Source organism: Achromobacter sp. ACRQX (assembly GCF_022346505.1).
Taxonomy (GTDB): Bacteria; Pseudomonadota; Gammaproteobacteria; order Burkholderiales; family Burkholderiaceae_B; genus Achromobacter; species Achromobacter animicus.
In genome coordinates, this window is sequence record NZ_JAKRML010000013.1 from 12603 (window position 1) to 23605 (window position 11003).

The 11003-nt window shown below is 65.9% G+C and carries 9 protein-coding genes; 3 read left to right on the top strand and 6 right to left on the bottom strand.

Annotated features, from left to right (window positions below):
- Window positions 1-37: 37 nt before the first annotated feature.
- The 6 genes from holA to MHZ91_RS13770 all read right to left on the bottom strand — a co-directional run bounded on the left by holA (window position 38) and on the right by MHZ91_RS13770 (window position 6922).
- Window positions 38-1093 (bottom strand): DNA polymerase III subunit delta, encoded by a 1056-nt coding sequence (holA, locus tag MHZ91_RS13745; protein ID WP_239214095.1) that lies wholly within the window; start codon window positions 1091-1093, stop codon window positions 38-40.
- Window positions 1094-1096: 3 nt separating this feature from the next.
- Window positions 1097-1756 carry an LPS assembly lipoprotein LptE gene (gene lptE, locus MHZ91_RS13750; protein WP_175125200.1) on the bottom strand — a complete coding sequence of 220 codons (660 nt, stop codon included), beginning with the start codon at window positions 1754-1756 and terminating at the stop codon, window positions 1097-1099.
- Between the two features lie 11 nt (window positions 1757-1767).
- On the bottom strand, window positions 1768-4425 hold the full coding sequence (gene leuS, locus MHZ91_RS13755) for a leucine--tRNA ligase (protein WP_239214097.1): 2658 nt from the start codon (window positions 4423-4425) through the stop codon (window positions 1768-1770).
- Window positions 4426-4512: 87 nt separating this feature from the next.
- Entirely contained in the window at window positions 4513-5673 is a 1161-nt protein-coding gene (locus MHZ91_RS13760; RefSeq protein WP_239214236.1) for an MFS transporter, read from the bottom strand.
- Window positions 5674-5773: 100 nt separating this feature from the next.
- Entirely contained in the window at window positions 5774-6286 is a 513-nt protein-coding gene (locus MHZ91_RS13765) for a MarR family winged helix-turn-helix transcriptional regulator (protein WP_175125202.1), read from the bottom strand.
- Between the two features lie 177 nt (window positions 6287-6463).
- On the bottom strand, window positions 6464-6922 hold the full coding sequence (locus MHZ91_RS13770) for an HU family DNA-binding protein (RefSeq protein ID WP_063954526.1): 459 nt from the start codon (window positions 6920-6922) through the stop codon (window positions 6464-6466).
- A 419-nt stretch (window positions 6923-7341) separates the two neighbouring features.
- On the opposite strand from MHZ91_RS13770, the gene MHZ91_RS13775 reads away from it, so the two are divergent.
- The 3 genes from MHZ91_RS13775 to MHZ91_RS13785 all read left to right on the top strand — a co-directional run bounded on the left by MHZ91_RS13775 (window position 7342) and on the right by MHZ91_RS13785 (window position 10949).
- Window positions 7342-8502, top strand: coding sequence for a D-alanyl-D-alanine carboxypeptidase family protein (locus MHZ91_RS13775; RefSeq protein WP_239214100.1), 1161 nt, complete (start codon window positions 7342-7344; stop codon window positions 8500-8502).
- Between the two features lie 25 nt (window positions 8503-8527).
- On the top strand, window positions 8528-9076 hold the full coding sequence (locus tag MHZ91_RS13780; protein ID WP_175125204.1) for a hemerythrin domain-containing protein: 549 nt from the start codon (window positions 8528-8530) through the stop codon (window positions 9074-9076).
- A 103-nt stretch (window positions 9077-9179) separates the two neighbouring features.
- Window positions 9180-10949 (top strand): SulP family inorganic anion transporter, encoded by a 1770-nt coding sequence (locus MHZ91_RS13785; protein ID WP_239214102.1) that lies wholly within the window; start codon window positions 9180-9182, stop codon window positions 10947-10949.
- Window positions 10950-11003 lie beyond the last annotated feature (54 nt).

Below are 11003 nucleotides of genomic sequence, written 5' to 3' on the forward strand. Positions count from 1 at the left end.
CAAGGGGGACGAGGCGAAGGCGGCGGCGAGGCCGCCTTCACGGTCGTCCGCCGGCGGCGGCCACGCGCAGGGCCAGCCGGGTCATTTCTTCCCAGGGATCCGCGAGGCGGCCGGGCACCGAGAGGCCCTTGATGAGGCGGTCGACTTCGTGGGCGTGCTGCACGGCGGCAGGCCAGACGCCGGGCTGGACCCGGTTCAGGGCCTGCAGCGCCAAGCGTTCGTGGGCGCCGAAGATGCGCAGGCGGCGCATGAGGCCGTTGGCGTCCTGTCCCAACGCGCGCGCCTCGGCAATACGGGCAAGCAGGCGGATTTCTTCGCCGACCGCCCACAGCACCAGCGGCAGGGCTTCGCCTTCGGCGCGCAAGCCGTCGATCATGCGGATGGTGCGTCCGATGTCGCCGGCCAGCATGGCGTCGCGCAGGCCGAAGACGTCGTAGCGGGCGACGTTCAGCACGGCGCGCTCCACGTCTTCGGGGGCGAGCTGGCCCTCGGGGTAGAGCAGACCGAGCTTCTGGATTTCCTGGTGGGCGGCCAGCAGATTGCCTTCGACCTTGTCCGCCATCCATTGCAGGGTGGCGCTGTCGGCGCGCTGGTTCTGGCGCGCCAAGCGCATGCCGACCCAGGCGGGCAGGCGGCCGCGTTCGATGTTGGCGATGTCGACGGCCATGCCGGCGCGCACCAGCGCTTGCATCCAGCGGCTTTCGCGGGTGGCCTTGTCCAGGCGCGGCAAGGCGATCAAGACGAGCGTATCGGCCTCGGGCTGCTTTTCGGCCTGTTCGGCCAGCTTGGTCAGCGTGTCGGCGCCGGATTTGCCCGGCTTGCCGGTGGGGATCTTGATTTCAAGGATGCGGCGGTCGCCGAACAGCGACACGCTCTGGGTGGCGGCAAGGACCGCGCTCCAGTCGCTGCGCGCGTCCATCACCATGGACAGGCGCTCGGTGTAGCCGGCGTTGCGCGCGGCAGCGCGCAACGCGTCGACGGCTTCTGTCACCAGCAGCGGTTCGTCGCCGGAGACCGTGTACAGCGGCGCCAGCCGATTGCCGGGCCGCTGCAGGTGTTCGGCCAGCCGATCCGCGTCCAGAGGCTGTGCCATGGGCTAGCGGACGTTGGTCGGGTCGGTGACGGACGGCGTCTGCCAGGGGGTGGGCACGCGCGGCCGCTGCGGTTCGTTCGGGTTGAACAGCGGCGTGTTTTCGTCGTCGCCTTCCTGCGCGGCTTCGAATGCCTTGTGCACGTCAGGCGCGGTGATGCGGCGCAGCACGCGCGAGACCAGATCGCGTTGCATGGCCTTGAACAGGGTGTCGATCTGGCCCTGCTTGGCCTGCACGACCTGATCGTCGTACGGCATTTCCCGGTAGATGGACAGCGTCGTGTCCGGGACCAGCGCGCGGCCCTGGGCGTCGATCAGGCGGAACGTGTAGTTGATGCCAAGTTCGTAGGATTCCACACGGCCTTGAGCGTTGAGCGAGACCTCGCGCAGTGTGCGCGAGTCATTGACCTGCTGGAGGATCGCCTGCGCTTCCTTGGGCGTGTCGACCAGCTTGGTGTCGGGCGAGGCCGCGCGCAGTGCGCGGCGCACGTCCGCGCCGAACTGGGTGGTATCGGGGATGCCCACGTACAGGCGTTCGAACGGCATTGGGGTCACGCCGCGCAGCGCGAAACCGCAGGCGGTGAGCAGCATGAACAGCGCCAGGCAGGCGCCGCGCAGCAGCCAGGATTGGCGGGAGAGTTGCGATTGTTGCCCGGCGAAGTACATGCTTGACCTCATCAGCCTACGACGTTGACCAGTTTGCCCGGAACCACGATGACACGCTTGGGCGGACGGCCTTCCAGGAATCGGGCGACCTCTTCCTGGCTGGCGGCCAGTTTTTCGATGTCTTCCTTGGGGGCCTTGGCGGCCACGCGGATGGAACCGCGCAGCTTGCCGTTGACCTGCAGCATCAGTTCGATCTCGTCGGCGACGAGGGCGGCTTCGTCCACGTGCGGCCACGGCGCATCGAGCAGGTCGCCGAGTTCCTTGGCGTAGCCCAGATCCTGCCACAGGTGCCAGGTGACATGCGGCACGACCGGGTACAGCACGCGCAGCAGGACGCCGACGGTTTCGGCATAGGCTGCGTCGGCATCGGCGCCTTCCGGCAGCTTGGCGTCGTCGATGGCGTTCAGCATCTTCATGCAGGCGGACACGACGGTGTTGTACTGGATGCGCTGGTAGTCGTAGTCGGCCTGCTTGAGCAGTCCGTAGACCTCGCGGCGCAGATCCTTGACGGCGGCGGGCGCCTGCGTCCAGTCCGTACCTTGGGCCAGGCCGCGGGCGATGGCTTCGCGATGGCCGTAGCTGATGGACCAGAGGCGGCGCAGGAAGCGGTTGGAACCTTCGACGCCGGAGTCGGACCATTCGAGGGTCTGCTCGGGCGGGCTGGCGAACATGACGAACAGGCGGGCCGTGTCGGCGCCCAGCGTGTCGATCAGGGATTGCGGATCGACGCCGTTGTTCTTGGACTTGGACATCGTGCCCACGCCGCCGTAGTTGATGGCCGAGCCGTCCGACTTCAGCTTGGCGCCGACGATGGCGCCGCGATCGTCATAGACGTTGTCGACGTCCTCAGGCCAGAAATACTCGATGCCGCCCTGGGGCGTCTTGCGCGAGTAGATATGGTTCAGCACCATGCCCTGGCACAGCAGCTTGGTGAAGGGCTCGTCGAAGTTGAGCAGACCCATGTCGCGCATGACCTTGGTCCAGAAGCGCGCATACAGCAGGTGCAGCACGGCGTGCTCGATGCCGCCGATGTACTGGTCCATCGGCATCCAGTAGTCATTGCGCTGGTCGACCATGGCGTTGTCGTTGCCGGGCGAGGTGTAGCGCATGAAGTACCAGGACGAGTCCACGAACGTGTCCATCGTGTCCGTTTCGCGGCGCGCGGGCTTGCCGCACTTGGGGCACGCGCAGGACAGGAAGGCCTCGTTCTTGGCCAGCGGATTGCCGCTGCCATCGGGGATGAGGTCGTCGGGCAGGACCACGGGCAGGTCCTTTTCCGGGACCGGCACCGGGCCGCAGTCTTCGCAGTGGATGATCGGGATCGGGGTGCCCCAGTAGCGCTGGCGCGAAATGCCCCAGTCGCGCAGGCGCCACGTGGTCTGCTTTTCGCCCAGGCCCTTTTCGCCGAGGTCGGCCGCGATGGCGTCCACGGCTTCCTTGTAGGACAGGCCGTCGTACTTGCCGGAATTGATGGTGCGGCCCGATTGCTTGTCGCCGTACCATTCCTGCCAGGCGTCGGTGGAATAGTCCTTGCCGGCCACGTCCACGACCTGCACGATGGGCAGGTTGTATTTCTTGGCGAAGGCAAAGTCGCGCTCGTCGTGCGACGGCACGCCCATGACGGCGCCGTCGCCGTAGGTCATGAGCACGTAGTTGCCGACCCAGACTTCGACCTGCGCGCCCGTGATGGGGTGCGTGACGAACAGGCCCGTGGGCATGCCTTCTTTTTCACGCGTGGCCATTTCGGCCTCGGTGGTGCCGCCAAGCTTGCATTGTTCGATGAACGCGGCCAGCGGCGCATTGTTGGCCGCCGCGTGCGAGGCCAGCGGGTGTTCGGGCGCCACGGCGCAGAACGTCACGCCCATGATCGTGTCGGCCCGGGTGGTGAAGACGTACAGCTTGCCGTCCTGGATCAGCTGGCCGTCCTGGCCGGCGATCTGGTGCGGGAAGGCAAAGCGCAGGCCTTCGGACTTGCCGATCCAGTTTTCCTGCATCAGGCGCACGCGCTCGGGCCAGCCGGGCAGGTCGTTCTGAACGGCGCCGAGCAGTTCGTCGGCGTAATCGGTGATGCGCAGGTAGTAGCCGGGGATCTCGCGCTTTTCAACGAGGGCGCCCGAACGCCAGCCGCGGCCGTCGATGACCTGTTCGTTGGCCAGCACGGTCTGGTCGACCGGATCCCAGTTGACGACCTGGGTCTTGCGGTAGGCCACGCCCTTTTCGAGCATCTTAAGGAACAGCCACTGGTTCCACTTGTAGTACTGCGGATCGCAGGCGCACATTTCGCGCGTCCAATCGATTGCCAGACCCATCGCCTTCATCTGCTTCTTCATGTAGGCGATGTTGTCGTAGGTCCACTTGGCGGGCGGCACCTTGGACTTGATGGCGGCGTTTTCCGCCGGCATGCCGAAGGCGTCCCAGCCCATGGGCATGAGCACGTTGTAGCCGCGCATGCGCAGCTGGCGGGCCATCATGTCGTTGATGGTGTAGTTGCGCACGTGGCCCATGTGCAGCTTGCCGCTGGGATAGGGCAGCATGGAGCAGGCGTAGAACTTGGGCTTTTCGGAGCCGTCGGGGTTCTTGGCGTGTTCGTGGACCAGATAGACGTCGCGGGCCTGCCAGTCTTGTTGGGCGGCCGCTTCGACGGTAGTGGGGAGGTAGCGTTCCTGCATGGGCTCGTGCGCGGTGGCGATAAAGGGGTGAGCCGCCCCATCGCGCCGGGGCGCGGTGGCGGTCAAAACCCCTGATTATAGGAGGTGCTAGGCGCTGGCAGGGGGCGAGGGCATTTCGGGGATGCGCGCACTGGGCGCAAGCGCGCCATAAGCCAGCGTGAGGGCCGCCAGGACGGCGCCCGCGATCACCACCGCGGACCAGCCGAAATGGGCGTACAGCCAGGACGAAACCAGCGAACCCGACGCGCCGCCGATGAAGTAGCAGGTGACGTAACCGGCGGTCAGGCGGCTGCGCGCCTCGGGCCGCAGGCGGTAGATGGAGCTGGTGTTGGTGACGTGTACGCCCTGGATCGCCAGATCCTGCACCAGGATGCCGGCCAGCAGAGCAAGCACCGACACCTGCCCGAAGGCCATCAGTCCCCAGGAACCCAGCAGAAGCAGCAGACCCACTCGGGTGGCGAGATTGCCCAGACCGCGGTCGGCGAGGCGTCCGAAGCGGTTGGCAGCGTAGGCCCCGGCAGCGCCCGCCAGGCCAAACAGGCCGATGGTGGTGTTGCTGTATTCATAGGGCGGGCCAGCCAGAAGGAAGGTCAGCGGCGTCCACAGCATGCTGAAGGCGGCGAACAGCAGCCCGCCGATGAGGGACCGGGCGCGGAACAGGGGTTCCTCGACGAACATGCGCAGGATGGAGCCCAGCAGCTGCGGATAGCTCATTGCCGTGGGACTCTGGTAGCGAGGCAATACGCGCCACAGGACGGCGGACATGCACAGCATCAGGATGGCGGCGACCCAATACACCGTGCGCCAGCTGCCCACGTCGGCCAGCGCGCCCGCCGCGGTGCGGGCCAGCAGGATGCCCAGCAGCAGCCCGCTCATGACCGTGCCCACGGCCTTGCCGCGCTCGTGGGGCGCCGCCAGCGTGGCCGCGAACGGCACGAGGATCTGGGCGACGACGGACAGCATGCCGGTCAGCGCGGTGCCGATGATGAGCATCGAGATGCTGGTGGAGAAGGCGGAAATCAGCAGGCCGCCCGCCGACAGCAGGTTCATCAGCACGATCAGCGAACGGCGCTCGAACATGTCGCCCAGCGGCACCAGCAGCATCAGCCCCACGGCGTAGCTGAGCTGCGCGGTGGTGACGATCGTGCCGGCCGTGGCGTTCGAAATCGAGAACTGCTGGCCGATGGTGTGCAAGAGGGGCTGCGCGTAATAGTTGCTGGCGACGGCCAGGCCGGTCGCCACCGACATCAGGAGGATGATGGGGGCGGTGAGGGCCGGGGTGGTTTGTTCGGGGGAAGTCACTGATCTGAAGCGCAAGTGGTATTGAAGATGAAGCGGTCGCTACGGGTTACGCACCGACGCTGCCGGGCGTGTCCTGGTCCTGCTTGAGCAGCAGTTTCTTCAGCAGACCGGCCAATTGGCGGCGCTCGGCCGCCGACAGCGGTTCGAGAAATTCATTTAGATCGGCCAGATAGTCCTTGAGCACGACCTTGATGACGCGCAGTCCTTCGGCGGTGAGCGACACGATGACGCCGCGCCGGTCCTCGGGATTGGGGCTGCGCACGAGCAGCCCGGCCTGTTCCAGCCTGTCCAGGCGATTGGTCATGGCGCCGGACGTGAGCAACAGGGCTTCCACAAGCTTTTGCGGATTCATGGCGTGGGGGGCGCCAGTGCGGTAGAGCGTGGCGAGCACGTCGAATTCGCCTTGGTGCAGGTTGTATTGGCGAAAGGTGCGGTTGACGTTGCGGGCCGCGAAGGCATTCAGGCGGAAGAGACGCGCAACGACCGACATGGCGGAGAAGTCTTGCGACGGGCACTCTTTGGCCCACTGCGAAATCACGAGATCGACGAGGTCATTCATGGCGAGTGGCTGTTGTTTTAATGTGAAGTATCTTCACGTAAAGACAAAATTCTAGCAGCGGCTCGGGATCAACGCAAAGCGTGGGCGGCACAACGCAAAGCGCGCGCGACAAAAAGAAAGGCCCGCCTCTTGCGAGGCGGGCCTTTCCGGCTTGACCGGAGACTGCGCGTAATGAAATTACTGCGCGGCGTCCTTCAGCTTCTTGAGCGGGCGAACCTTCACCTTGACCGAAGCCGGCTTGGCGGGGAACCAGCGCTCTTCGCCCGTGAACGGATCCTTGCCGAAGCGCTTGGCCTTGGCGGGAACCTTTTGCACGGCAACCTTGAACAGGCCGGGCAGCGTGAATTCGCCAGCGCCCTTCTTGTCCACGGAACCCAGCACCGAAGTTTCCAGGCTGGCCAGGACGGCCTTGACCGACTTGGCTTCGACGCCCGATTGCTCAACGATGTAGGCGATGAGCTGGGTCTTGTTCATCGCGGCCTTGATGGCCTTGGGGGCGGCAGCGACCTTCTTGGCGGCGACGGCCTTCTTGGCAGCCGGCTTCACGGCGGGCTTGGCGGCAGTTGCCTTCTTTGCGGGCGCCTTGACGGCGGTCTTGGTGACTTTCTTGGCAGGAGCTTTAGCTTTCGTGGCCATGGTCAAAATCCGTATGTTGAGGACATGGAGCAGCGCGTGCCGGATATCGGCATTTGACGCTACGCGCCCGATGATAGCGGAAGAGTGGCGGTAAAAGCGGCTTTCCAACGGGTTTTAAGCCACTGTTTGTTGTTTTCGACGCAGAAAAGTGCTTTCTGCAAGGGGTTTCGCAAGATGTCGTGACATTCGCCGGCGTTTTCGCGGGCCATAGCCGCAGGCCGCGCGCGCGATGGAAAGCGCTGCGAAGGCGCGCGGTCAGACGCCGTCGCGAGGCATGCGGATGAACCTATCTGGCGGCGCATGTTCCAATTGCGGGCGGCGCGCGCGGCAGGCAGGCGCGGAAAGTGCCTGAAATCAGGCCTTTCCCTTGCAATCGCGCGCACCCGAAGAAAACCAGAACATGGAAGTGAAGCAGCTATATGTTGATGAAGAAGTTGGCGGCGAGCCTGCTCGTTGCGACCGCTTGTATATCCAGCGCAATGGCGCAATCGATGCCCGCGCCTGCGCTGTCGGCCAAGGCCTGGCTGCTGCTGGATGAAACCAGCGGCCAGGTCATTGCGTCGCACGCGGCCACGACGCGCATCGAGCCGGCGTCCCTGACCAAGATCATGACGGCTTATGTGGTGTTCGAGGCGTTGACCAAGAAAGAGCTCACCGCGAACCAGCTCGTCACGATCTCGACGCGGGCCTGGAAGGTGCCGGCGGGAAGCTCGAAGATGTTCCTGGAGCCCAACTCCAAGGTATCGGTGGACGACCTGCTTCGCGGGTTGATGATCCAATCGGGCAATGACGCGGCCGTCGCGCTGGCCGAGGCCGTGTCGGGCAGCGTCGAAGCCTTTGTCGAACGCATGAACGACACCGCCGCGCGTCTGGGCTTGCACGCTACGCGTTTCGCCAGTCCGCACGGGCTGCCGGATCCGAATACGTATTCCACCGCGAGCGACCTGTCGATCCTGGCCACCCGCTTCATCCGCGATTTTCCTCAGCTCTACAAGACCTACGATTCGGCCAAACAGTTCACCTTCAACAAGATCACGCAGCCCAACCGTAACCGGCTGCTGTGGCTGGATCCCAGCGTTGATGGGTTGAAGACCGGACATACGGCATCGGCCGGCTATTGCATCATTGCCTCGGCGCGCCGGCCCAATGGCAGCGATCAGCGGCGGCTGATCACGGTGGTGGTCGGCACTGCGTCCGACAAGCTGCGCACGCAGGAAAGCCGCGAGTTGCTGGAATGGGGCTTCCAGGGGTTCAATACCATCAAGCTCTACGCGAGCGGCCAAACCGTCGCGACGCCGGAGGTCTGGAAGGGCGAGGCGGACAGCATGAAGGTCGGCTTCTCGCGGGACGCGTACGTCACCGTGCCCGCCGGCGCGAAGGTCGAGTCGGTCTGGGCGCCGCAGGCGCCGCTGGTTGCGCCGATCGCCGCGCAATCGACGGTGGGCGAACTGCGGGTGACGGTCGACGGCAAGCCCGCCATGCGCTTCCCGGTTGTCGCGCTGGAGCCGGTGGCCGAGGCGGGCATTGCCGGCCGCGCGTGGGATTCCATCCGTTTGTGGTGGCGCGGCACGCAGGGATAACGCAACACGATTTCGGAGGTAGGCGATGGCAGTGAGCTTTCCAGGCGGACCGGCCGCGGCGCCGGGCCCTGACGATCCGCTGGCGCTGCTGTCGGCGTGCCACGGACGCATCGCGCGCCAATGCGCCACGCTGGCGCGGCTGGCGGCGCACCTGCCCGCGCATGGCAGCGACGCTGCGGCGCAAACTGCCGCCACCAGTGTGCGCCGGTATTTCGACACGGCCGCCGCCCATCACCACGAAGACGAAGAAGAGGACCTGTTTCCCGCCCTGATCGATTCCATGGCGGGGTCCGACGCGGTGTGCCTGCACGCGCTGGTTGACGGTCTGATGGCTGATCATCGGCATTTGGCCGGACTGTGGGAACCCCTGCGCGAGACGCTGTCCGACATCGCGGCGGGTCGGCCGGCGCAATTGCCGGCGCAGCAGGTCCAGGCCTTCACCGACGCCTACAACGCGCACATCCGGCGCGAAGAGGACGAGCTGCTGCCGATGGCGGCGCGGCTGATTTCTGACGATGCGCTGGCCGCGATCGGCCAGGCCATGAAGGCGCGCCGCGGCGGTGAAGCGGGCTGATCCGCTGATTGCCGCGTTGCGTGGTCAAGGTCGAGCGTTTACCCTAGCCGGACCGGCGTGAACGCCGATGCCCAGGGAACAAGACAGGATGATGCAGGGGGGAATGAACGTCGCGCGCCGGCTTTTCGGCTCGTGGGTGGACGACGTCAACCGGTTGACGCTGCGCGCCGATCTGGCGGCGGGCCTGTTGGGGGCGTTGCTGGTGCTGCCGCAGGGCGTTGCGTTTGCCACGCTGGCGGGCCTGCCGCCGGAATACGGCCTGTATTCGGCCATCGTGCCCTGTATCGTGGCGGCGTTGTTCGGCTCCAGCCGCCATGTGATGTCGGGCCCGACCAACGCGAATTCGCTGGCGCTCTTTGCCGTGCTGGCGCCGCTGGCGGCTGCGGGCAGCCCCGCCTACATCCAGCTTGCGCTTGCCGTGACCGTGCTGGTCGGCGTCATGCAGTGGCTGGTGGGTGTCTTGCGGCTGGGATCTCTGGCGCACTTCATATCACCGTCGGCGTTGTTCGGCTTTACCAGCGGCGCGGCCGTGCTGATCGCGGTGCATGCGTTGAAGGACGCGCTGGGCCTGCCGTCGCCAGAAGCGCACGGCGCGGGGGCGGTGCTGGAAAGCGTCGCCACGCATCTCGGGCAGGTGCATCCCGGCGCCTTGCTGGTGACGCTGGTCACCCTGGTCACGGCATTGCTGGCACGCAGGTTCGACAAGCGCAAACCTTACATGCTCCTCGGCCTGGCTGCGGGGACGTTCGCGGCATGGGTTTTCAATACGTGGATCCTGGCCCCCGGGGACGCGCCGGTTCCCGTGCTGGGCGCGATCGCGCAACCGTGGCCGCCGTTTCATGTGCCCAGCGTCGACTGGCGCGCGCTTCCCGATCTGCTGAGCCTGGCGTTCGCGCTGACCATCGTGGCGCTGGCGCAGTCCATTTCCATCGCCAAGGCGGTGGCGACGCGTTCCGGGCAGCGCATCGACGCGAACCGCGAGTTTGTGGGGCAGGGTCTGTCCAACGTCGTCGGCGGGTTCTTTTCCTGTTATCTGTCGTGCGGATCGCTCAATCGGTCCATTCCCAACTTCGAGGCCGGCGCGAAGACGCCGCTGGCGTCAGTGTTTTCCGCGTTGTTGCTGATGCTGCTGGTGGCGGTGTCCGCCCCGTTGCTGGCGTTGATTCCGCATGCCGCGATCGCGGGGTTGCTGTTGCTGGTGGCCTGGACGCTGCTGGACGTGCCGCGCTGGCGGCACCTGCTGCGTACACAACGTGGCGAATGCGCCATCGCCGGCGCGACGCTGGCCGCCACGATCGCCATCCGCATGGAGGTCGCGATCCTGCTGGGCACGGTGCTGTCGCTGATGGTGTATCTGCACCGCACGTCGCGGCCGGCGATGCGCACAATGGGATTTGATTCGCGCGGGCTGGATCGCCGCTTCGTCGTGCTGGAGCATCAACCCGACGCGTTGCCGGAATGTCCCCAACTGAAGCTGCTGCGCATGGAAGGGTCGGTCTATTTCGGCGCGGCGGCGCACGTGGCGCAGCGGCTGCACGACCTGCGCTCGGCGCCCGGCGCGCCGCGCCATCTGCTGGTCATGGCCAAGAGCATGAACTTCATCGACCTGGCCGGTGCTCAGGTCTGGGACGACGAACTGGCGGCCCGGCGTGCGATGGGCGGCGACCTTTATTTCCACCGGCCTCGGCCAGAGGTCATGGACATGTGGCGCCGCACAGGATTTCTGGAGCGGCTGGGCGCCGATCACATCTTTCCGGACAAGGCGACGGCATTGCATGCGATCTACGCAAAGCTGGACCGGAACATTTGCGCGGGATGCACGGCCCGGATTTTCTGGGAATGCCAGCCGGACAGCCCGCAGCGGGATGGGTGATGCGATGGTTGCGGCGGGCTGGTTGACGCAGGCGCCGTCGCGGTCCTGACGGTC

Bases quoted from the DNA above. Each gene is read 5' to 3' on its own strand.
- holA (WP_239214095.1), bottom strand. From the start codon at position 1,093: ATGGCACAGCCTCTGGACGCGGATCGGCTGGCCGAACACCTGCAGCGG.
- lptE (WP_175125200.1), bottom strand. From the start codon at position 1,756: ATGTACTTCGCCGGGCAACAATCGCAACTCTCCCGCCAATCCTGGCTG.
- leuS (WP_239214097.1), bottom strand. From the start codon at position 4,425: ATGCAGGAACGCTACCTCCCCACTACCGTCGAAGCGGCCGCCCAACAA.
- MHZ91_RS13760 (WP_239214236.1), bottom strand. From the start codon at position 5,673: ATGTCGGTGGCGACCGGCCTGGCCGTCGCCAGCAACTATTACGCGCAG.
- MHZ91_RS13765 (WP_175125202.1), bottom strand. From the start codon at position 6,286: ATGAATGACCTCGTCGATCTCGTGATTTCGCAGTGGGCCAAAGAGTGC.
- MHZ91_RS13770 (WP_063954526.1), bottom strand. From the start codon at position 6,922: ATGGCCACGAAAGCTAAAGCTCCTGCCAAGAAAGTCACCAAGACCGCC.
- MHZ91_RS13775 (WP_239214100.1), top strand. From the start codon at position 7,342: ATGTTGATGAAGAAGTTGGCGGCGAGCCTGCTCGTTGCGACCGCTTGT.
- MHZ91_RS13780 (WP_175125204.1), top strand. From the start codon at position 8,528: ATGGCAGTGAGCTTTCCAGGCGGACCGGCCGCGGCGCCGGGCCCTGAC.
- MHZ91_RS13785 (WP_239214102.1), top strand. From the start codon at position 9,180: ATGAACGTCGCGCGCCGGCTTTTCGGCTCGTGGGTGGACGACGTCAAC.